General features: G+C 55.7%; 20 protein-coding genes and 1 pseudogene. 13 read left to right on the forward strand and 8 right to left on the reverse strand.

The genetic code is table 11. From position 1 onward, the window contains the following. Positions 1-92 precede the first annotated feature (92 nt). From CKW23_RS02085 to greB, 3 genes are all read left to right on the forward strand, one after another. Positions 93-401, forward strand: a complete 309-nt coding sequence (locus CKW23_RS02085; RefSeq protein WP_025260590.1) for a hypothetical protein — start codon at positions 93-95, stop codon at positions 399-401. 369 nt (positions 402-770) lie between these two features. Further along, complete coding sequence (locus CKW23_RS02090) at positions 771-2801, forward strand: methyl-accepting chemotaxis protein (protein ID WP_025260589.1); 2031 nt, start codon at positions 771-773, stop codon at positions 2799-2801. A gap of 132 nt (positions 2802-2933) precedes the next feature. Further along, a complete protein-coding gene (gene greB / locus CKW23_RS02095; protein WP_025260588.1) occupies positions 2934-3407 on the forward strand; it encodes a transcription elongation factor GreB in 474 nt (157 codons plus the stop codon). Positions 3408-3472: 65 nt separating this feature from the next. On the opposite strand, the gene CKW23_RS02100 is transcribed toward greB, so the two are convergent. Both CKW23_RS02100 and CKW23_RS02105 read right to left on the reverse strand, forming a co-directional pair. Then, complete coding sequence (locus CKW23_RS02100) at positions 3473-5980, reverse strand: ABC transporter permease (protein WP_095066942.1); 2508 nt, start codon at positions 5978-5980, stop codon at positions 3473-3475. Next, on the reverse strand, positions 5980-6663 hold the full coding sequence (locus tag CKW23_RS02105; RefSeq protein ID WP_025260586.1) for an ABC transporter ATP-binding protein: 684 nt from the start codon (positions 6661-6663) through the stop codon (positions 5980-5982). Before CKW23_RS02105 ends, CKW23_RS02100 begins: the two co-directional genes overlap by 1 nt. Before the next feature lie 10 nt (positions 6664-6673). Here CKW23_RS02105 and CKW23_RS02110 point away from each other — a divergent pair, with 10 nt between their 5' ends. The 4 genes from CKW23_RS02110 to CKW23_RS26115 all read left to right on the forward strand — a co-directional run bounded on the left by CKW23_RS02110 (position 6674) and on the right by CKW23_RS26115 (position 10468). Then, entirely contained in the window at positions 6674-7279 is a 606-nt protein-coding gene (locus CKW23_RS02110; RefSeq protein WP_025260585.1) for an arylesterase, read from the forward strand. 367 nt (positions 7280-7646) lie between these two features. Further along, the gene (locus CKW23_RS02115) at positions 7647-8786 is read left to right on the forward strand and encodes a polymorphic toxin type 44 domain-containing protein (protein WP_095066943.1); all 1140 of its coding nucleotides are present in this window, start codon (positions 7647-7649) and stop codon (positions 8784-8786) included. Next, positions 8773-9189, forward strand: a complete 417-nt coding sequence (locus CKW23_RS02120; protein WP_095066944.1) for a hypothetical protein — start codon at positions 8773-8775, stop codon at positions 9187-9189. Before CKW23_RS02115 ends, CKW23_RS02120 begins: the two co-directional genes overlap by 14 nt. Positions 9190-9373: 184 nt before the next feature. Then, positions 9374-10468 (forward strand): hypothetical protein, encoded by a 1095-nt coding sequence (locus CKW23_RS26115; RefSeq protein WP_143498865.1) that lies wholly within the window; start codon positions 9374-9376, stop codon positions 10466-10468. A gap of 29 nt (positions 10469-10497) precedes the next feature. Here CKW23_RS26115 and hxsC read toward each other — a convergent pair whose 3' ends face one another. The 4 genes from hxsC to hxsA2 are packed head-to-tail and all read right to left on the reverse strand — an operon-like array spanning position 10498 to position 13745. Further along, on the reverse strand, positions 10498-11661 hold the full coding sequence (gene hxsC, locus CKW23_RS02125; RefSeq protein WP_095066945.1) for a His-Xaa-Ser system radical SAM maturase HxsC: 1164 nt from the start codon (positions 11659-11661) through the stop codon (positions 10498-10500). After that, on the reverse strand, positions 11655-13112 hold the full coding sequence (gene hxsB, locus CKW23_RS02130) for a His-Xaa-Ser system radical SAM maturase HxsB (RefSeq protein WP_095066946.1): 1458 nt from the start codon (positions 13110-13112) through the stop codon (positions 11655-11657). The genes hxsC and hxsB overlap by 7 nt, the downstream gene beginning before the upstream one ends. Beyond that, positions 13105-13407, reverse strand: coding sequence for a His-Xaa-Ser system protein HxsD (hxsD, locus tag CKW23_RS02135; protein WP_095066947.1), 303 nt, complete (start codon positions 13405-13407; stop codon positions 13105-13107). Before hxsD ends, hxsB begins: the two co-directional genes overlap by 8 nt. Next, on the reverse strand, positions 13407-13745 hold the full coding sequence (hxsA2, locus tag CKW23_RS27120; protein ID WP_371856539.1) for a His-Xaa-Ser repeat protein HxsA2: 339 nt from the start codon (positions 13743-13745) through the stop codon (positions 13407-13409). Before hxsA2 ends, hxsD begins: the two co-directional genes overlap by 1 nt. Positions 13746-14038: 293 nt before the next feature. Between hxsA2 and CKW23_RS02145 the strand changes: the two are divergent. The 3 genes and pseudogenes from CKW23_RS02145 to CKW23_RS02155 form a co-directional block, all read left to right on the forward strand. Then, positions 14039-14338, forward strand: a pseudogene (locus tag CKW23_RS02145) (arylesterase); the annotation flags it as partial. 56 nt (positions 14339-14394) lie between these two features. Continuing rightward, positions 14395-14676 (forward strand): hypothetical protein, encoded by a 282-nt coding sequence (locus CKW23_RS02150; protein WP_095066949.1) that lies wholly within the window; start codon positions 14395-14397, stop codon positions 14674-14676. A 96-nt stretch (positions 14677-14772) separates the two neighbouring features. Then, a complete protein-coding gene (locus tag CKW23_RS02155; protein WP_095066950.1) occupies positions 14773-15738 on the forward strand; it encodes a L,D-transpeptidase family protein in 966 nt (321 codons plus the stop codon). 119 nt (positions 15739-15857) lie between these two features. Here the strand turns inward: CKW23_RS02155 and oprI are convergent, their stop codons facing one another. Further along, the gene (oprI, locus tag CKW23_RS02160) at positions 15858-16109 is read right to left on the reverse strand and encodes an outer membrane lipoprotei OprI (RefSeq protein WP_002553018.1); all 252 of its coding nucleotides are present in this window, start codon (positions 16107-16109) and stop codon (positions 15858-15860) included. 612 nt (positions 16110-16721) lie between these two features. Between oprI and CKW23_RS02165 the strand changes: the two genes are divergently transcribed. Further along, a complete protein-coding gene (locus tag CKW23_RS02165) occupies positions 16722-17003 on the forward strand; it encodes a GNAT family N-acetyltransferase (RefSeq protein ID WP_025260581.1) in 282 nt (93 codons plus the stop codon). Between the two features lie 63 nt (positions 17004-17066). Here CKW23_RS02165 and CKW23_RS02170 read toward each other — a convergent pair whose 3' ends face one another. Next, positions 17067-18143 (reverse strand): 3-deoxy-7-phosphoheptulonate synthase, encoded by a 1077-nt coding sequence (locus CKW23_RS02170; protein ID WP_025260580.1) that lies wholly within the window; start codon positions 18141-18143, stop codon positions 17067-17069. Between the two features lie 282 nt (positions 18144-18425). Between CKW23_RS02170 and CKW23_RS02175 the strand changes: the two genes are divergently transcribed. Continuing rightward, positions 18426-19382 (forward strand): putative 2-dehydropantoate 2-reductase, encoded by a 957-nt coding sequence (locus CKW23_RS02175; RefSeq protein ID WP_025260579.1) that lies wholly within the window; start codon positions 18426-18428, stop codon positions 19380-19382. 21 nt (positions 19383-19403) lie between these two features. Continuing rightward, on the forward strand, positions 19404-20309 hold the full coding sequence (locus CKW23_RS02180) for a 5'-nucleotidase (RefSeq protein ID WP_025260578.1): 906 nt from the start codon (positions 19404-19406) through the stop codon (positions 20307-20309). Positions 20310-20394 lie beyond the last annotated feature (85 nt).

The following is a 20394-nucleotide window of genomic DNA, read 5'->3' on the forward strand; positions in this document are numbered from 1 at the left end:
GCTCGGACCTTGTCGAAATACCGCTAAAACGTTGGTTCGGTGTTGCCTCCCACCGCTGCCCAGCGGACCATCCGAGGCTGAGAAAAGACACCATGAACAACCTGCGCCCCCTCGCTCGCCTGTCCCCGATCACCACTGTGCTGTCGCGCAAGAATCCGAAAATCCTGTTGGGCGGTTCCCATCAGCCGACGCTGTTGCGTTATCTGGATGGCTGGCCTCGACGTCGCGGCGGCTCCTGCGCCTTTCTCATTCAGTTTGCCGATACGACTCAATCGCTGGCTCATTACGCCAATGACCAGTTCGACCTGGCGGTGATCCAGACACCGGATGCCGATAACGTCGAGCAGGTCATCCGCGACCTGACGCGCATTGCCCGTCAGGGGCTGATAACCCTCGGCTGACAGGCACCGGAAACTCGCGTTATTCCTCGTTTTATCAAGCGCTTCAAGCCTTCCTGGAACGGGTTGCGATTGTGCAATCCGTGACCTTTCGTACCCTGGATACTCGGTTGACCTAAAAAATTCCGGGTTTGAGTCGATAGCCTGTCGTGTAGTGCAAATCCCCGACAGCGTTTTACAACGCTGGAACCGGTGCGTGACTTCGACCACTCATCGCCTGTCCTTGCCATGTCTGATCGTATCTCACCGACTTTTCGTACAAAGCCTGACGCACCGATTTTTCGAATAAATACACCAACACAAACGAGAAAGGGATCGTCTCAAAAAAGGCCCTGAACGGCTGTCGCTAAAAAATTAGTGAATGAGAATCTGATGAACATATTGAGCCCTGCCGTTTACGTTACAAACCGTGTCCGCTTCCCCATAAAGTTTTTTATTCTTGGCGTGATTGTCCTCATCCCTCTGCTGTTTCTCGGTATCCGGGTCATGCAGACGCTCAACGCCAGCATCGATACGCTGAGTCATGAGCAGGTAGGCCAGAAATACCTGGTGGACGTTACTCCTGTACTGCGCCTGTCCATGATGCAACGGGCCTTGACCCACAGCATGCTCAGCGGCAATGAAGGTGCCAGGGCTGATGTTGCTCGCAATGCCGAGAAGCTTGAGCAGGCTTTCAATGAACTGGCGGTTCTGGATGGCAAGGTCGGTCAATACCTGGAAACCGCAGACCGTGTGCAGAGACTGCGTGCCGATACCCGCGAACTGATCGAACGAGCCAAGAACGGTGGGGATCCATTGACCATTTTCAGCGCCTGGAACGATCAGTTGACCAGGGTGCTGGGCTTTATCTATTACATTTCTGCCACTTCCGGAATGATTCTGGACGAAGACTATGGCTCATTGTTTCTGATCGACCTGAGTACCCTGCGGTTGCCCAGACAGATCAACGTGATCGGACAAGTCCGCGGCCTGGCCAACGGTTTCAGTGCGGATCGCCAGATTGACGAGACCACCCGCGCCTTTGCCTTGAACCTGATGAAGCAGGAAGCCCAGGTTCGCCAGGAATTGCAGCAGAGTCTGCGCCTGCTGCGTCGCGAAGAGCCGGAGCTTACGGATGTGGTTGAGCAACCCGTTATCGTGGCCATCAACGACCTTGAAAACCTGAGTCGTGACCTGATGGACTATCTGGACCCGGGCAAGCGCTCGAACGTAAACGCCAACACCCTGGGCGAGCGCGGCAATGCCGTGGTCGCGCAGTTCTACAAGGCTCAGGAGCAGATGCAGGCTTCGCTGCAGAACCAGCTCGCTACACGCCTGCAGGATCGTAACAATGAACGCATGTTCTTTATCGGCCTGTTTGTCGTTCTCGGCGTCTTGCTGCTGTACGCCTTTGCAGGCATTTATAGTGCTCTGCGAAGCGCAGTGGAAGAACTGCTGAGCGTGACTGCCCGCATCGCTCAGGGCGACCTCACTGCCCGTGTAAAAGTAGGCAGTCGTGACGAGATCGGTGATGTCGGTACTGGCCTCAACAGCATGGTCGAAGCGTTTTCCCATTCCTTGAGCCAGGTCGAGAGCAGTTCACATTCTGTCTCCGAGTCGGCGCAACGTCTGGAGCGCTCGATCAGTCAGGCCAAGCAATCCATGAATGCCCAGCAGGCCGAGACCGAGCAGGTCGCCACCGCCATCAACGAAATGACCACCAGCGTTGCCGATGTGGCGCAGAACACCGAAGGTGCTGCACGCGCTGCCGAAGCGGCCAGCAATGCTTCGGCCAAAGGCCTGCAGGTCATGGGTGAAACCCGGGCAACCATCGAAGCGCTGGTCAACGAAGTTCAGCTCAGTGGCCAGAAAGTCGAAGCCCTGGCGACTCACAGCCAGGAAATCGGTGGCGTGATCGAGGTGATTCGCACCATCGCCGACCAGACCAACCTGCTGGCCCTGAACGCGGCCATTGAAGCGGCACGGGCTGGGGAGCAAGGCAGAGGCTTCGCGGTGGTCGCAGACGAAGTGCGCACCCTGGCGTCGCGTACCCAGAAGTCCACCGAGGAAATTCGTCGCATCATTCAGCAACTGCAAGATGCGACGGACGAAGCCGTACAACAGATGAAAGCCGGGCAGGACCGTGCCCATGCGTGCCTGGATGCTTCCGAACAAGCTTCGGGAACCCTGCAACAGATCAACGAAGCCGTGGACGGAATCGTGGGAATGAACACCCAGATCGCCAGCGCAGCCGTGCAACAGCACTCTGTATCGGAAGACATCAACCGTAACGTCATGGGCATCCGCAACAGCAGCCTGGTGGTCATGGATGGCGTGAATGACAACGCTGCAACCGCAGACGAACTGTCATCACTGGCCAGCGAACTGCGCACCGTGGTCAGCCGCTTCCAGTTATCCCGATAAGCTCCAAAGGCCTTTCAGTCGCCTGACTGAAAGGCCTGCTCCTTCTGCTTGCAGCTTGCCGCTTGCAACTTCTACTATCTCCCCCTCTGTTTTTCGACCCCGCTGCCGACATTCGCTAGTGAGAATCCTCTTTTGCCTACAAACATCATTACAACGGAAGGTCATGAGGCCCTGAAAAAGGAACTGGATTACCTGTGGCGGGAAAAGCGTCCCGATACCACCCGCAAGGTCACCTGGGCGGCATCGCTGGGGGATCGTAGTGAAAATGCCGACTATCAGTACAACAAGAAGCTGCTTCGCGAGATTGATCGCAGGGTTCGCTACCTTCGCAAGCGGCTTGAGGATGTGCGCGTCGTCGCCTATTCCCCCGAGCAGGAAGGCAAAGTCTTTTTCGGGGCCTGGGTCGAGATTGAAAACGAGGCGGGAGAGATCAAGAAATTCAGGGTCGTGGGGTATGACGAGATCTACGGTCGCAACGACTACATCTCCATCGACTCACCCATGGCCCGTGCGCTGCTGAAAAAGGAAGTGGGCGATGAGGCGGTGGTGCAGACACCTGGCGGAGAGGTGTTGTGGTGGATCAATGAGATTACCTACGGCCAATAATGTTCGCGCCTGAATTCGCTCCCACGCAGGCTGTGCAGGAGCGACTTCAGGCGCGAAAGCCTCACTTAACCCTCGCGCAACACCGCCAGCGGGCTGGCATTCAAGGCGCGCCTTGTGCCAAACACACCGGCACCGCCCACCAGCAGGGCACCAATCAATGGCAGCAGTAACAGCCATGGATGCGGTTGCCAGGCCAGATCGAAGGCGTAGCGGTACAGGACCAGACTGACCAGTTCACAGCCCAGCGCGGCCAGCAGGCCACTGGCTGCGCCCAGCAGACCGAACTCTATCCGGCGCGACTTGATCAGCAGCTTGCGTTCGGCACCCAGGGCACGCAGCAGGGCACCTTGGCGAATGCGCTCATCCAGAGTCGCCTGCAAGCCCGAGAACAGCACGGCAATGCCGGCCGCCAGCACGAACAGCAGCACGAACTGCACCGCCAGGGTCACTTGATCGAGGATGCTGCGCACCTGAGCCAGCAGGGCTTCCACGCCCAGGATGCTGATTGCCGGGTAGGCACGGGAAAGCTCGACGATCTGCTTGTCCTGCCCGGGCGGCAGATAGAAGCTGGTCAGGTAAGTGGTCGGCAGGTCGGTCAGTGTGCCGGGCTGGAAGATCATGAAGAAGTTAGGCTGGAAGGTATCCCAGTTCACGTCCCGCAGGCTGGTGACCACCGCTTCGCGAGTCAGGCCGCCGACGATGAAACTCAGGTTGTCTCCCAGCTTGATCCCCAGGCTGTCTGCCAGCTTGGCTTCCACCGAGACGCCAGGCTTGGCGTCGGCAGCGGTGGCAGGTGCCCACCAGTTACCGGCCGTCAGCCTGTTGCCTTCGGGCAGGTCGGCTGCCCAGGTCAGGCTCAGGTCGCGACGGGTTGCATTTTCGCCGCGTGAGTCCTTGGTCACGAAGTTGCCGACCGGTTCGCCGTTGATATTCACCAGACGGCCCGGCACCACGGGGTAGAGCGGGGCGGAGTGGGTCGACAGGCGGCTCAGGGTCTGGGCAAAGTTTTCTTTCTCCGATGGCAGCACGTTGAGCACGAAGTAGTTCGGCGCGTCCTTGGGCAACTGGTTCTGCCAGGTGTCGAGCAATTCGCCGCGCAACAGGGCGATCAGCCCCATGGACAACAGAATCAGCCCGAAAGCCAGCGACTGACCCGCTGCGGCCAATGGATAGCGCAACAACTGACCCAGCCCCAGCCGCCATGGCAGGGAAGCGCCGGACAGGAGGCGACGCAGGCTCTTGAGTGCCAGCAGCAACAGACTGCCCAGCACCAGCGCGGCCACGATGCCGCCACCCAGCAGGGCGAAGGTCAGGACCAGATCCAGGCTCAGACGCCACATGATCAGACCCAGTGCCAGCAAGGCGGCGCCGTAGACCAGCCAGGAGCTGGCCGGAATCGGCAGCATGTCCCGACGCAGTACGCGCAATGGCGGCACGCGGCCCAAGGCAGCCAGTGGCGGCAGGGCGAAGCCGGCCAGTGCAATCAGCCCGGTACCTATCCCGGCGAAGGCAGGCAGCAGGCCGCCAGCAGGCACGGTGGTCGGCAAGAGATTTTGCAGCAGGGCAAACAGACCCAGTTGTGCCAGCCAGCCCAGAAAGGCACCGCTGATACTGGCCAGAAGGCCGATGATTGCCAGTTGCAGGCTGAACAGGGTCATGGTTTCGCTACGGGACAAGCCCAGGCAGCGCAACAGCGCACTGGAATCGAAACGTCTGGCAGCGAAGCGTGAGGCCGAGAGGGCGACGGCGACACCAGCCAGCAATACCGCGACCAGACTCGCCATATTCAGATAACGCTCGGCCTTGCCCAGTGCGCCACCGATCTGCTGGCTGCCGTCCCGTGCGTCCTTGATTTCCTGATGAGGCTCAAGGCCGGGTTCTATGGCTTTGCGATAAGCCGCGAGTATTTCAGGCGGCCCGCTCCACATTTCCCGGTACTCGACCCGGCTGCCTGGCTGCACGACACCTGTGGCAGCAAGGTCTTGCAGGTTGATCATCACCCGTGGCGTCAGGCTATAGAAGTTGCCGGCGCGATCAGGCTCGTAGGTGAGGATGCGGGTCAGCTTCAAGGTCTTGGAGCCGACATCGATGTTGTCGCCGATCTTCAGGTTTACCGCCGGCAGCAGTCGTGCCTCGGCCCAGGCTTCTCCCGGCTCGGGACCGTTACCGATCTGTTCAGGCTGGTAGAGGTCGGGAGCGCTTTTCAGGTCGCCACGCAGCGGATAGACGTCATCCACTGCCTTGATGCTGGAGAGCTGAATACCGCTATCGGTAGCGATTACGCTGGAGAACAGCACGATTTTCGCGTGGTCGAGCTGGAGCTTTTCGCCAGCCTCTATCTGTTCGGGCCGGGCAGGGCTTGAGCCTTCAAGGATCAGGTCTGCGCCGAGAAACTCGGTAGCCCGCAGCATCATGGCGCCATTGAGACGTGCGCCGAAGTAACCGATGGCGGTACTGGCGGCGACAGCGACCAACAGCGCGAAGAACAACACCCGCAACTCGCCAGCGCGGGCATCGCGCAGCAGTTGGCGGGCGGCAAGGCTGAGCAGACGCATAAAGGGCAGGCGTGCCATCAAGGCTCCAGAGGGGCGACCAGTCGCCCACCTTCAAGACGGATCAGGCGTCGGCAGCGATGGGCCAGACGCTCATCATGGGTGACCAGCACCAGCGTCGTATTGCGCTCCTTGTTCAACTCGAACAACAGATCGCTGATGCGCTCGCCGGTGTGGCTGTCCAGGTTGCCGGTCGGTTCATCGGCGAACAGCACATCCGGATCGACGGCAAAGGCGCGGGCAATCGCAACCCGTTGCTGCTCGCCACCGGATAGCTGGCGCGGCGTATGGGTCAGGCGTTTGCCCAGTCCGACACGCTCCAGCAGGCTACGGGCCTTTTCCCGGGCGTCTTTGCGGCCTTCAAGCTCCATGGGCAGCATGACGTTTTCCAGGGCATTGAGGCTGTCGAGCAACTGGAACGACTGGAAGACAAAACCGACATGTTCGGCGCGAACCCTGGCGCGCTGGTCTTCATCCAGCTGGCTCAGGTTGCGTCCCGAAAGGGTCACTGCACCTGCGCTCGGCAGGTCGAGCCCGGCCAGCAGACCCAGCAGGGTGGATTTGCCGGATCCGGAGGAACCCACGATGGCCAGCGTATCTCCCTTGTTTAGTTCCAGAGAGAGTTCGTGCAGGATAGTCAGGTCACCTTCGGTGCTGGGGACCACTTTACTGAGGCTTTGGGCACTGAGAATACTTTCACTCATGGAGAATCCGATGCGTGCGTGGTTTTTAAGTGCTGGCCTGGGGTTATTGCTGCTGTCACAAGGGGCAGTGGCGGGCACGGTATTGATCGTTGGAGATAGTATCAGCGCGGCTTTCGGCATGGATACCCGTGTTGGCTGGGTCAGCCTGCTCGAGCAGCGCATGCGCAACGAGGGATACACCGATAAAGTCGTCAATGCGTCCATCAGTGGCGACACCAGTGCCGGAGGCCTGGCGCGGCTGCCCACGCTGCTTGCAGAGCATAAGCCCGAGCTGGTTATTCTCGAATTGGGGGGCAATGACGGGCTGCGCGGGCAACTGCCAGCACAATTGCAACAAAACCTTACGAGCATGGCTCAGCAGTCTAAAAGTGCAGGTGCCAAGGTGCTGCTTCTGGGGATGAGGATACCGCCCAATTATGGTCCTCGTTACACCACAGCCTTTGCCGAGGTGTACCCAAAAGTGGCCCAGGAGACCGGCATTCCGTTGGTGCCATTCATGCTGGAAGGCGTCGGTGGCGTGGCTGCGTTGATGCAGGACGATGGGCTTCACCCCAACGCCAAGGCACAACCCATGCTGCTTGATAATGTCTGGCCGAGCCTGAAACCGCTGCTCTAACTGCGATCCCTGATGAGGTCAGGAAGGGCAGTCCTGAGGGTGCCTCAGAGGGCTTGTAATGTAGTGTCTTGTTACAGCTTTGTCCCGTCGTTGTGACAGTCCCACGGCCCTCATCCAGAGGCACACACAGCCCACGGTAAGGACCCACACAGGCGCGATAAGGCTCACGCGAGGGCACCCACGGGGGGATGCGCGCAGACCCGTAGTGAGATGGCCATTCAGATTTTTCTGTCCGGTTCTCAAGGATCTTTAAGCCGCTTGATGGTGTCTGTTTTTTCCTACAGACCCCTCTTGCGTTTCCGGTAGCCTCCCGATCGCCGGAATGAGCCTGGCTTTATGTTCATGGACGACACACAAGGATGATTCGATGCTTGCCTCTGCTCGACTGGGTGATAAACACGTATGCCCACTGCTCGGCCACGGTACTACTCCTATTGCCAGTGCATCGACTGATGTGAATATCAGCTTCGCCGGTGCAGCCCGAGTTGGTGATACGTGCGGGTGCGGTGCTGTTATCACGACAGGGTTCCCCTCTATTCTGGTTAATCACCGTCCCATGGCTCATTTAGGAAGCCCTACCAGTCATGGTGGGACAATTATCACGGGCTCAAGCGATACCTTTGGCGGGTTTGTCATGGGGGCGGCTCCCGATGCTGCAATCATTAATTTTGCAGTGCTGGGAGTATTCCGCCCAGATGGCTCTATCGACGACGAGAAGATGGCGACCTTGTTGGCCGACCCGAGGTTGATTGAGAAGGCAACCGCTGCAAAGGCTTTATTACACCCTAAGGCTGCCGGTAAGGAGCGGGAGGGAAACCCTGAAGAGAAAGCGAAACCTGTAGTGTGCAAAGACCCTGATAGGATGGAGGAACTGGCGAGCTACATAGCGGGCGAGATGAACGTCAACATCAATAGTCTTTCGGTTCGACAGATGAAAGAGCTGAATAGCTTTGATCCTGAAGAGGAAACACGTAAATACGCGGCACTGCCGTTTTACCTGAGACTCGGGCAAGGACCGGATTTTTACAGTATGGGATTGGGGAAAAAGGCCAAGGCGTTTGCCATTTGGACTGAGCGCGTCGGGCAGGACAGGCCATGGGACCATAAGCCGATATTGTCGAAACTCTTCGGTGGGATATGGCACAAGCAGGGAGAGTACGACTATTTCTATGATATCTGGTCGAACGTCCACTACGGATATGTGGGCGTGGCTGGTGGGCTTTCTGAGAGCGTCTTGCTGGACGGTGCAGGGGTTGAGCAGATTGGGTCAGACACTTGGCGCTTCATCAAAGACCCTAATAGATTTGCTGGCCCGCGAAGGACTGAGGGAGTTGATGGTATGCGTGCGTGGGACGATATCCCCGACAGGGTTTCGATCATTATCGGAATGAACCTGTACAAGGAATATCCAAATGGTGGCCTTACTGGGAAGGTCATTATGGATAAAGTGCTGGCAGTGCCTATAAGCGACTGGGCAAAAGGGGTCCGACCACATGTCTGTCAGTGAGAAAAAGCTCTACTTAGGACGATGGGTTACAGGCTTCGTTTGTGTCCTGATTGCAAGCTGGTATTTAGCTTTACCAAGAGTCGTCATTTACTACTCAAACGACGGCTCAAAAGGGCTCCATTACGTATTCAATACCCAGCATTCAATCTATCGACGGGACTTAATGCCTGGTGAGACAACCGGTGACGTCGGTCATATTTTCCCTGATGATGATTTCTTTATGATGTTTGATTGGTGGGGCGATAACACGCCACCTCGATGCATCAACATCACGCCCAAACGGTGGGGCACGTTGGATATTTACCTTGATGGCAGCGGTAGGATCGACACCGCTAAAACAGACCCTGAGGTTATTGCCCACCTGAAACAGTGTCCCTATCAGCCAGACCCTTTTCGGTCATGACGGTATCGTGGGGCACCCATTACATCCACCCAGTAGCAGGCAAGCCAAATCTCCAAGGCTTTCGAGCAGAGGCACTCCGTGGCTAATCCCGAGTGTGACAAGGAGAAGGCCGAGAAGGCGGTACACCGATAGGCGTAGGTGTAAAGCTCCTGTCACTAACTGTTCGCGAGTAAAAGGAGAATCAATGGAATGGCCAATGGTGCTGCGTGAGCTTCACTTGCATGGAGGTGGTAGGATTCTCAGTGGCGGTGGTCCCAAGACTACTTGCCGACCCAACATGGTTAGCAATCGAAGTCTTGTAATTACACTAAGAAGTTTTGGAAGCTTGTACTCAGATGTTAAAAGCTTAGGTCTTAGCATAGTGGGTTGCGATTTTTATACTAATGATGATGAGGTTAATGGACTCGATCCGCCGCAGTGGCGATCCATGAATATCGCTGCGAAGCCATTATGGCTATGTAATGATCAATGTAACGAGTGGTCATTTATTGCTCATTCTGCATTTAAGCAAAGTAAGGGGCTGCTTTACGACATAGCCTCTCGAATTGATCACCAGCTTAGAGTCTGTGAATGGAGACTTCGACAGCTCTCGGAGGTTTATGAGCAGCAATTAAAAAGCCGCTTACGAGAAGCCCCATTTTTAGCTGGCAAACAATTTCTCGATGGTTACACCTCTTTGTGTTATTTGGCACTACAGTCTTTTCTCGTGGATGCTTGTGTGCTTAGAGATTATTTGTCTGAATTTTATTATGAAGCCATAGTAAAGGTGGTGGATGCGGATGCCAGTAAGATAACCACTCTGAACAGACTTTTGAAAAGGTGGAAGCAACACCCACCCACCGATCCAGCAGGTAAAGAGCTCCGAGCCTCTGCTCAGCTAGGTCAATGGCTTTTTGAGCTTGGAGCATACAGGGATTTAGTTGTCCATGTAGCTCCCTTGGCAAATGCAGGACGAACACTATTTGCCGTTACTCGCACTATCGAGATGCCGCATGGAGAATCATTGCCGGCTATCAAATTGCCATTGCCGAGTAATCCTGCTGATTTAACAAAAGAACGCGTCACTGGTAGATATTTTCAAGATCCAGATTTGGGTTTTGCACGTTTAAAAAATATTATAGAAAATACCCCGGACTCTCGTGATTCTTTAGAGTATGCACACCTCTGTATGCAAAAGCTCGGGGCAGTCGCAAGTTCGGTATCGAAGGTTTCTCCAGTTGCCCCAGAGATGCCGTTAATTGCGTCAAAGGATATTGTCGGAGATATAAGGTTTAGCTGAGATGAGCTTGCCGGACGCTTATGCTGTAGTCAGAATGGGGTCAGGTGTTTGCTGTAGCCGAACTTAACACCAGATGCGAAAAAGCCTCCGCATTCGCGTTGTTTTGTACAGCTCCGGCATTCAGGAGCGTACTCATTCTTCCAGTCGCTGATTGATTTGCGGTAGTAGGGCTGAATGTCTGGATTCACTAAGCACAACTGATGGTTGTAGACCGAGATATTCATACCGTATTTGGCCAGAATGCCCACCGATTTGCTGAGTGTATCTTTGTACTCGATTGGGTCGATCCACAGCTCATCGAGATTGGCCCTCGTGAAACCCATCATCTCAAGGCCCATCAGCGCCACATGGTCAACAAATAGCAGATTGCGTGCGATGAACTCACACAGTTCAGGCAGGCGCTGTACTGATAGCTTGTGAATGACGACTCGGATTTCAACCTTTTGGCCTAAGCGCTTCAGGTTGAGAATGCCCTGAATGGTTTCATCGAATGCGCCTTTGGCCTGGACGATGTAATCATGCAGCGTCGGATCGTCTGAGTAGACAGGGATTCCGATCATCGCGTCGGATAATTCAATCTGCGCGTACTTCTCAGCGAATGCTGGGTCTTTGAAGCTGCGCCCGTTCGAGAGAATGTGGATTGCGGTTCTCGGCAGATAACTTTTTGTCAGGCTGATGATTTTAAGGAAGCGTTCTCGATTGGTCGTTGGCTCGCCTCCAGTAAATCCCAGCTCGCTGGTATCTTTTGGAATCAGCGGAATCAGGCTTTCGATTTCGTCAAGTATCCACGAATCATCAGCTGCCTTAGGCGGTTGTGAGCACATAAGACAGTAATGATTGCACTGCTCGGTGATCAGAATGCTGTTATGCGGCGAAGATGCTCGAAACAAGACGTTAATGCTCTGACGATCTGCTGAAAGGCGTATGACATCACCATCACCGATGTAGCTGTAGTCATTCGGTAAGATCGAGTAATCAGAGTCGCAAGGCAGTATCTCAACAAGCTGCCGATGCTTCTCAAGCAAAAGATAGTGCGCGAATCCTCTGGGAATCTGCTGATCGGAAACCAGATAGGCCATTTCCCGTCGCAAGACCTCAGGCAGATTCCGGCTGGTCGACACCTTAAGCAAGGTAAGGTCCCTGTGAACATCAACCGCATGAATACGGATAATTTTTCCGCCGAGTTTCAGCATCGGTTGGCCCAGCCTATAAAAATCCGTTTTGTTTGCTCATCACTTCTCATTAGCTCAATGAGATGTTTGAAGATCGCCATATTTCGCTTGCAGAAAGAGGACTCAGGTTTTCTTGCTACCACGTCCTTGTGAATGGCGTGATGGTAGACGGGCTCCGCTCCACAGTAAGGTTCAAATGCACAGTCAGAGCACATTGGAGCGCTTAAGGTAAAAGAGTTTTCCAGTGCATCAAGAAGCTGATCAGAGAGGATAATCTCCTCGTATGAGTGCTCAAGAATGCTGCCCAGACGGAACGTATGATCCCCCATTTCGGCAAGCATACGGCTTTCATCTGAGGCGTAGACAGATCCGTCGTAGTTGAACACGATGGCTGCGATACCAGCACCGGCAGGGTTCATCAAATCAACGAACCCAGGGTCCCCTGATGTCAGCATTTTTGTTAGTACGAGCGAAGAATATTGCTCTACAAATCGTATGCCGGATTTGTTTAGCTCAATGATGTACTCAAGACCCTCCTTGTAAAATTCTAGCCAGCGCTCCGTGTCATACGACATGAATTTTTTGGTCTTGATCGCAAAACCGTATGGGGAGAGTGTGCGGAGGAAGATGCCATCAAAGCCTAGGCGCAAGTATTCATCAATGATGTCGCGTGCTCGTGGCAGGCTCTTATCTGTGGTTGTCATCAAGGCTGACACTTGGTCATAACCGAGGGCTGCACGGGCTTTCTTCAAGCCTTCCTCGAAACGCTGATGGCTATCTCGGCCTGGTCGTGGGCGATTTGCATTGTGCAGATCCATTGGCCCGTCGAGTGAAGATGAAAGCACGATCTTGTGCTGCTTACAGAAGTCGAGCACGTCATTGGTCAGAAGCGAAAGCGTGGTCGCAATGACGAACTGTAGGTCACGTCCTTCCTTGACGTTACGTTTTTTAGCCTCAAGAACAACGTACCTAACCATCTCGAAGTTCAGCAGCGGCTCGCCACCCTGGAATTCGATTTTGATGGCTGGATTGGGAGACCTAAAGACGAAATCAAGCGACTTATCGGCCATCTCTGTGGTCATGTCGAATTCGCCTTTGCTTTCCGACTGCCTTGATACTTGGCAATACGGACAGCTGTGGTCGCATCGAAGAGTCACTACAAAGATATGCAGATTGGTGAACTCGGCCAGCCTGGACAATCGCGTGCGAATCTTGAGTGCAAGCAGCTGAAGCGGCGCTTGCTCATTGGTAAAGCGAATGAACTGCTTGGAGCGGAGCGTTGGGATCAGCTCTGATGAGAGGGTAAGCGTCCTGCTTATGAGTTGCTCAAGCATAGGCATCGGTATGACGTGAAACTCACCTGCCATGTTGGTGATTATGTATTCATCATCATTCAGGCGGTCGAACTTAAAGGGCAGCAACTCGTAAGGCCGTTGCTGCGCGTAGAACTCCAGCTTTTGGAATTTACTCACTGATCAGCCCGGTTTTAGAAAAGGCCAGTCCGAGTATCAGGTTCTTGATTGGCTGTGTCTCAACTGCCAATCGGTGGCGCAGCTGATAGTCAAGCACATCCTTCTTGAACTCTTGGACGGCAGACAGAAAGGACGACTCGTCAACGCCGATATTCGATAACAAATCACAGATAAAATGTATCCCATCGGTTGTGATTTCCACCGTCAGGGCATTGATCGATCGATAAGCAGCTTTCTGCAAAACCTGCGCGTCATAAAGTCGCTCATCAAAAACCAGCGTATGAGAGAAAGCCATTATCGACCAGAGTAGTGGGAGCTATGGGAACTGTGCGAAGCGTGGGAGCTATGGGAGCTGTGGTAAGCCATCATCTGTCCTTGGTCTCCACGCTTGAGCACAAAGGCGAACAAATCATTGCCACTGCGAACCGACAGGCTTTCGCTCTGGGCTTCAGCTCGGAATGTGTGAGTAGTGTCTGCGGCGGGCTCGATAACTTCATGGGTGACTACCGCTGAAGCTTGTTCGGTAGCTACTGCTGCAACGAGAGTGGCCATCGGTACGAGGAAGGAGCGTTTTTTCATCAGGGATATCCATATCGATTTTGAGGTTTTGCGGCGAGTGTCGCTGAAGTACATCCGTGATGTCAATGTGGAATCTTGTGGTGGCCTTTTGCTAATTTGTAATCCGACGGACGACACTCTTCTCAGTTTTTGACCGGTTAAAGCAATAGGTTACAAGCTGAGAAGATATTCTGGAAAGAACGGTGCATCTATCAGCATCTGGCAGGCTCACCCCTGATACGAAGATTTGAGCACTTTGGTCAATTCCTCAGCGAGCTTCCGTACTGGGGTTGCAGAACCGTAGGTCCGGAGGATCAATGTTTTATGATTGCCCGAGCGTAAGCCAAAGGGACCCTTCAGCTTGCAGTGAGGACGCCAAGAAGCAACAAAATCTTGCATCAATGATAGATCGCTCTCGCGAAGCGGGTGCCAAGGTGCTTTTATTGGGTATGCGGATTCCACCCAACTATGGCCCGCGCTACACCAAGGCCTTCGAGGACGTCTACAGCACCCTTGCCGAAGAGAAAAAAGTCCCTCTGATGCCCTTTTTCCTCGAGGGTGTGGCGGGCGTTCCGGGGCTGATGCAAGACGATGGTCTGCACCCGGCACCGAGTGCTCAGGGCAAGTTGCTGGAAAATGTCTGGCCAAGCCTGAAACCGCTGCTTTGAGGCTTTTCTGGGCGGTGTCTTTCGGCTAATGTGGCGCCCCCTATCTGGAGCCCCCCATGCCGCGTCCCGCCTGGTCCCTATATGCCTATCAAATGATCGAGCCCGATGAGCAGCTCGATCTGTTCGCGTGCCAGGAAGCCAGGGTGCATCTGATCGCACGGCAACTGGAACTGGGTGGCCCGATTGATCGTACCTTGTGCGGTACCTTGCTCCCGGCGCAGCCACGCTGGTCGGGGGTCGAGCAGCAAGCCTTGATCGATGAGCGGCTGTGCCCGCTGTGCAAGGCCATTCTCGACGCTCAGCGGCGCGGTATGCACCCGATCTGGCCTGAACTCTAGCTGTCTCTCTTCAGAGCCCGTCTCCCGGTTCTGTAAGCGCCGGTGTACACTTCATCAATTTCCCCCATTTGCCGTTTAGCCGAAGGATCTTCCCGGATGTTGTCGCGCATTCCAGCCGTTACCCGCTGTCTGTCGCTTGCCGCTCTTTTTGTGGCCTGCTCTGTCAATGCACTGGAGTTTCCATTGCCTGCGCCTGGAGAGGACATCATCGGGCAGGTTCAGGTGATCAAGGCCCGTTACGAAGATACCTTTGCCGACATCGGCACCAAGTACGACCTGGGCTATCTGGAGATGATCGCGGCCAACCCTGGCGTCGATCCGTGGTTGCCGGGTGCCGGTACCGATATCGTGTTGCCGACCCGCTTCATTCTGCCGCCGGGTCCGCGTGAAGGTATCGTCATCAATCTGGCCGAATACCGGATGTACTACTACCCCAAAGGCCAGAACGTGGTGCACACCTATCCTCTGGGTGTGGGGCGCGAAGGCTGGGGTTCGCCGATTGGCGTGACCAAGGTGATCGCCAAGACCCCGAACCCTACCTGGACACCGCCAGCGTCGATCCGCGCCGAGCATGCCGCTGATGGCGACATCCTGCCCAGCGTCGTTCCTGCCGGTCCCGATAACCCGCTGGGTCCGTTCAAGTTCGGACTGGGCATGTCCGGTTACCTGATTCATGGTTCCAACAAGAAGTTCGGCATCGGCATGCGCACCAGCCATGGCTGCTTCCGCATGTACAACAACAACGTGCTGGAACTGGCAGACATGGCGCCGGTTGGCACAACCGTGCGCATCATCAGCGAGCCGTACAAGTTCGGTATCAGCGGCGGCAAGGTGTATCTGGAAGCTCATACCCCGCTGGACGATCAGGGCAATCCGTCGGTGGTCGACAAGCACACTGGTGTCATCAATGCCTTGCTCAAGCGTGAGGATCTGGCCAACAACCTGCGCATGAACTGGGATCTGGTGCGTGATGTGGTGGCTGCCGAAGATGGCATGCCGGTGGAAATCGCGGTTCCGGGCACTGCGCCTGCGGCCTCCGAAGCGCCTGTGATCTTTCAATAAGCTGTCTTGAGTCATGGTCAGCCTGAGCGGGCTGGCCAGGGCCTGCGCACTGAATCGCAGGCAATAAAAAGGCCGACCCGTGCGAACGGGTCGGCCTTTTCAATAACCCCGAGGGATTATTACTTGCGGCTTGCCTTGTCCAACATGCGCAGAGCGCGCTCGTTGGCTTCGTCAGCAGTTTGCTGAGCTTTTTGAGCAGCAGCCAGAGCTTCGTCAGCCTTGCGATAGGCTTCGTCGGCACGTGCTTGCGAACGAGCTGCTGCGTCTTCGGTAGCTGTCAGACGAGCTTCGGTTTCTTTGGAGACGCTGCTGCAACCGGTGGCCAGAACTGCGGCCAGAGCCAGAGCAGAGAATTTCAGAACGTTGTTCATCGTGTTCCCCTTAAGGACTTTTCTTTAAATTAGTCATCTCTCGAAAGTGAGAAAATGACCGGCGTACATAGTACCCATTGTTTGTAGTAAGTAAACTGACGAAGCGCAAGAAGGGATAAAAATCTTGGCTTTGAAAGTGTTCCGCACTACTTCTCAAGCAAATTGTATAAAAACTATCCACTTTGCCGTGTCATCTTGTGACAGTGCGTCTGACGACCGCATGGTTCGAGAAGACACGTACGGTCATGCCCCGGAATCCGGGTGCTGCGGCTTCATATCGGCCATTTCGTGTCCAATGCAGCACCTTGCTCCCGAAGGGCAGGTCATCTGAAAAGGACTGCGGTGACTTTCAATGTTCATGGACGTCTCAATCGACAGCATCCGGCAAGGACTGGTTCAACCAGGCCTGTAAATAGCAGGTCGAACATGCTTTTTTATGATCGATATGCTTGAGCATTTTCTACAAGGGTGCCTACTATCTGAAGGTGCTGTTTGCTGAAGATCGCAATTCTCTTCTCGGTGTCCAGGCAGGCACGGGGTGGCGTAGATATTCCTTCGCCGGAAAAACATCGGTAAGGTAGGGGTCAATTCCAAGACCCGCGAGGAGTAGTGATGAGCGAGGCGTTGTCCATCCACCATGATAAGACCGGTCATCAATTTGAAGTCAATATTGACGGCCACCGTGCCTACCTGACCTACATGGACCTGGGGAAACAGACACTGGATTTCTACCGGACCTTCGTCCCGGACGAGCTTCGTGGCAGGGGGATTGCCGCAGCCCTGACCGAACAGGCGCTCAACTATGCCGACAGCATGGGATATACCGTGATCCCGTCCTGCTCCTATGTGGAGCGCTACATGGAGCGCCATCACCGTCAGGCTGCCAAGATCTGAGGGCACAGCGCACCATGAAAAACGCCGGGCATATGCCCGGCGTTTTTCATTGCAGTACAGCCATCAACCCCGGTTGCGTTTAGGCAACACGTCCTTGAGTTTGGCGTGCATGCTGCGCAGGGTTTTTTCGGTGCTTTCCCAGTCGATACAGGCATCGGTGATCGATACGCCGTATTGCAGTTCCGACAGGTCTTTGGGAATGGCCTGACAACCCCAGTTCAGGTGGCTCTCAACCATCAGGCCGATGATCGACTCGTTGCCTTCCAGGATCTGGTTGGCGACGTTCTCCATGACCAGTGGCTGCAGGGCAGGGTCCTTGTTGGAGTTGGCATGGCTGCAGTCGACCATGATGTTCGGGCGGATACCGGCCTTGTTCAGGGCCTGTTCGCAGAGCGCGACGCTGACCGAATCATAGTTCGGCTTGCCGTTGCCGCCGCGCAGTACCACGTGGCCGTAGGCATTGCCCTTGGTGGTCACGATGGACACGCCACCTTCCTGGTTGATACCCAGGAAGCGGTGCGGGCTGGAAACCGATTGCAGGGCGTTGATGGCAACGGTCAGGCCGCCATCGGTGCCGTTCTTGAAGCCTACGGCCGAGGACAGGCCGGAAGCCATTTCACGGTGTGTCTGGGATTCGGTGGTGCGCGCGCCGATGGCCGACCAACTGATCAGATCCTGCAGGTATTGCGGGGAGATCGGGTCCAGCGCTTCGGTAGCGGTCGGCAGGCCCATTTCCGCGAGATCCAGCAGCAACTGGCGACCAATGTGCAGGCCATCCTGGATCTTGAAGGAGTCATCCAGGTACGGGTCGTTGATCAGGCCTTTCCAGCCGACCGTGGTGCGTGGCTTCTCGAAGTACACGCGCATGACCAGGTACAGGGTGTCCGACAGTTCGGCTGCCAGGGTCTTGAGACGTTCGGCGTATTCCTTTGCTGCCTTCAGGTCGTGGATCGAGCATGGCCCGATCACGATGAACAGGCGATGATCCTTGCCGTCGAGAATGTTGCGGATCACTTCGCGGCCCTGGCTTACCGTGTGCAGGGCAGTGCCGGTAAGAGGGATATCGCGCTTGAGTTGATCCGGCGTGATCAGAGTCTCGTTGGATGCAACGTTGAGGTCGTCAATCGGTAAATCAGCCATCGTGTTACTCATCAGGTCACGGGTGCTGGCCGCCTGCTGTGTTTCTTGCGACGGTGTCCAGCATGGTTGAGCGTATCGGGGAGCCGAACCTTAGCGCGTTACCCCGTCCCTCGACAATGGGTAAACGTGGCTTTGAGCTGTCCGTGCTGTAATAAATGCAGTACCTCAAGCAAGGATAGCCGCCCGGTTCCGCGGCGAATTTGCAACCTGGCTGCATGCGTCGGATAGTGTGTGCGGACAACCAGAATTGCCATGAGGCAGACGATCTTGAGAGGGAAGATGATGACCCGTGATACGAGCAAACCGAGGATCGGTATTATCGGTACCGGTGCTATCGGTGGTTTTTATGGGCTGATGCTGGCGCGTGCCGGTTTTGACGTGCACTTCCTGTTGCGCAGTGAATTCAATGCAGTGGTTACTCATGGCCTGCAGGTGAACAGTGCCGTGCATGGCAACCTGAAGCTCGATTCAGTTCAGGCCTATTGCTCCGTTGCCGATATGCCGCCTTGTGACGTGTTGCTGGTAGGTACCAAAAGCACCGGCAATGCCGGACTGGCACCTGTCATTGCACGTGCTGCTGCGCCGGGAGCAAAAGTCCTGCTCTTGCAGAATGGCCTGGGAGTCGAAGATCAGTTGCGGCTCCTGTTGCCCGATAGCCTGCATCTTCTGGGCGGTTTGTGTTTCATTTGCGTACACCGTGTCGAGCCCGGCGTTGTGGCTCATCAGGCTTTTGGCGCCGTGAGTATCGGCTATCACAGCGGCCCGGCTGGCGATCAGGAAAGTCGTCAGGCTGCCATCGAAGAATGCTCGACCCTGTTCCAGGTGGCAGGCGTCGAATCCCATGCGATGGCGGACCTGCAGCAGGCGCGCTGGCAGAAACTGGTGTGGAATGTGCCCTATAACGGGTTGTCCGCGCTGTTGCAGACCAGCACCACGCCGCTGATGGTCGACCCTTGCAGTCGTGAGCTGATCAAGGGATTGATGGATGAAGTGGTGCAGGGCGCCGAGGCGTGTGGCTATATCCTGCCTGAAGGGTATGCTCATCACCTGTTCGAGATAACCGGCAAGATGCCCGATTACAAACCCAGCATGCACCACGACTTCATCGAAGGGCGGCCGCTGGAGCTGGAAGCCATCTACGCCAGGCCACTGGCTGCAGCGCTGGCCGCAGGCTATGACATGGCGCGGGTCCGGGTGCTTTATCAGGCTCTGGCGTTCATTGAGCGGCGCAATAAATAGTGGTCAAGCGAGGAGGCGATCATGGCAGAGCGTGATGAGCAAAAACTGGTGCTGGCGATTTCGTCGCGGGCATTGTTCGATCTGCGCGAAAGCCATGCGGTGTATATGGCGGATGGGGTTGAAGCCTATCGCCAGTATCAGATCGACCATGAAGACGAGGTTCTGGAACCGGGCGACGCCTATCTGCTGGTGGAGAAGCTGCTGAGCCTCAACGCCAGCCTCAGCAAGGCGCGGGTCGAAGTCATCCTGGTTTCGCGCAACAGTGCCGACACCGGGTTGCGGGTTTTCAATTCCATCCAGCATTACGGGCTGGACATCACCCGTGCGGCGTTTGTCGGCGGGCGCAGTCCTTATCCTTATCTGGCGGCGTTTGGCTGCCACCTGTTTCTTTCCACCCATGCCGAAGACGTGCGCAGCGCTCTGGACGCCGGATTTGCCGCAGCAACCATCCTCTCGGGGGGCGCACGTCGGGCGGCCAGTGCCGAGTTGCGAATCGCGTTTGACGGTGATGCGGTGCTGTTTTCCGACGAATCCGAGCGCATCTACCAGACCGGCGGGCTGGCTGCCTTTCAGGCCAGTGAACGCGAATCGGCCCGTGAACCTCTGCGAGGTGGACCTTTCAAGCCGTTTCTGGCGGCCCTCAACCTGTTGCAGCGGGAGTTTCCCGAAGAAAGCTGCCCGATTCGCACGGCCCTGGTCACTGCCCGTTCTGCGCCCGCCCATGAGCGAGTGATTCGCACCTTGCGCGAGTGGGACATCCGGCTTGATGAGTCGCTGTTTCTGGGCGGTTTGCAGAAGTCTGCCTTTCTTGAGGCGTTCGCTGCAGACGTGTTCTTCGATGATCAGCCCGGACACTGCGAGAAGGCCCGTGAGGTTGTAGCTACCGGCCATGTCCCGCACGGCATCAGCAATGAAGTCAAGCTCTGAAGGTACAAGACGCAATAAGCCGCCTTCGTAGTCTTTGGTGCGCTGCTAAGCTGAATCAATCTCCGCCATTCCAGTTGTTTGGGAG

Origin of the sequence: Pseudomonas sp. Irchel 3A18 (assembly GCF_900187465.1) — a bacterium.
Classification (GTDB): domain Bacteria; phylum Pseudomonadota; class Gammaproteobacteria; order Pseudomonadales; family Pseudomonadaceae; genus Aquipseudomonas; species Aquipseudomonas cichorii.

What these genes read in the sequence shown, in the direction of transcription:
- CKW23_RS02110 (WP_025260585.1), top strand. Translation starts at nt 6,674, where the DNA reads ATGCGTGCGTGGTTTTTAAGTGCTGGCCTGGGGTTATTGCTGCTGTCA.
- hxsD (WP_095066947.1), bottom strand. Translation starts at nt 13,407, where the DNA reads ATGGCTTTCTCTCATACGCTGGTTTTTGATGAGCGACTTTATGACGCG.
- CKW23_RS26115 (WP_143498865.1), top strand. Translation starts at nt 9,374, where the DNA reads ATGGAATGGCCAATGGTGCTGCGTGAGCTTCACTTGCATGGAGGTGGT.
- CKW23_RS02170 (WP_025260580.1), bottom strand. Translation starts at nt 18,143, where the DNA reads ATGGCTGATTTACCGATTGACGACCTCAACGTTGCATCCAACGAGACT.
- CKW23_RS02090 (WP_025260589.1), top strand. Translation starts at nt 771, where the DNA reads ATGAACATATTGAGCCCTGCCGTTTACGTTACAAACCGTGTCCGCTTC.
- CKW23_RS02115 (WP_095066943.1), top strand. Translation starts at nt 7,647, where the DNA reads ATGCTTGCCTCTGCTCGACTGGGTGATAAACACGTATGCCCACTGCTC.
- oprI (WP_002553018.1), bottom strand. Translation starts at nt 16,109, where the DNA reads ATGAACAACGTTCTGAAATTCTCTGCTCTGGCTCTGGCCGCAGTTCTG.
- CKW23_RS02155 (WP_095066950.1), top strand. Translation starts at nt 14,773, where the DNA reads ATGTTGTCGCGCATTCCAGCCGTTACCCGCTGTCTGTCGCTTGCCGCT.
- CKW23_RS02100 (WP_095066942.1), bottom strand. Translation starts at nt 5,980, where the DNA reads ATGGCACGCCTGCCCTTTATGCGTCTGCTCAGCCTTGCCGCCCGCCAA.
- hxsC (WP_095066945.1), bottom strand. Translation starts at nt 11,661, where the DNA reads ATGCTGAAACTCGGCGGAAAAATTATCCGTATTCATGCGGTTGATGTT.
- CKW23_RS02085 (WP_025260590.1), top strand. Translation starts at nt 93, where the DNA reads ATGAACAACCTGCGCCCCCTCGCTCGCCTGTCCCCGATCACCACTGTG.
- hxsA2 (WP_371856539.1), bottom strand. Translation starts at nt 13,745, where the DNA reads ATGTACTTCAGCGACACTCGCCGCAAAACCTCAAAATCGATATGGATA.
- CKW23_RS02150 (WP_095066949.1), top strand. Translation starts at nt 14,395, where the DNA reads ATGCCGCGTCCCGCCTGGTCCCTATATGCCTATCAAATGATCGAGCCC.
- CKW23_RS02105 (WP_025260586.1), bottom strand. Translation starts at nt 6,663, where the DNA reads ATGAGTGAAAGTATTCTCAGTGCCCAAAGCCTCAGTAAAGTGGTCCCC.
- CKW23_RS02175 (WP_025260579.1), top strand. Translation starts at nt 18,426, where the DNA reads ATGACCCGTGATACGAGCAAACCGAGGATCGGTATTATCGGTACCGGT.
- CKW23_RS02120 (WP_095066944.1), top strand. Translation starts at nt 8,773, where the DNA reads ATGTCTGTCAGTGAGAAAAAGCTCTACTTAGGACGATGGGTTACAGGC.
- CKW23_RS02165 (WP_025260581.1), top strand. Translation starts at nt 16,722, where the DNA reads ATGAGCGAGGCGTTGTCCATCCACCATGATAAGACCGGTCATCAATTT.
- CKW23_RS02180 (WP_025260578.1), top strand. Translation starts at nt 19,404, where the DNA reads ATGGCAGAGCGTGATGAGCAAAAACTGGTGCTGGCGATTTCGTCGCGG.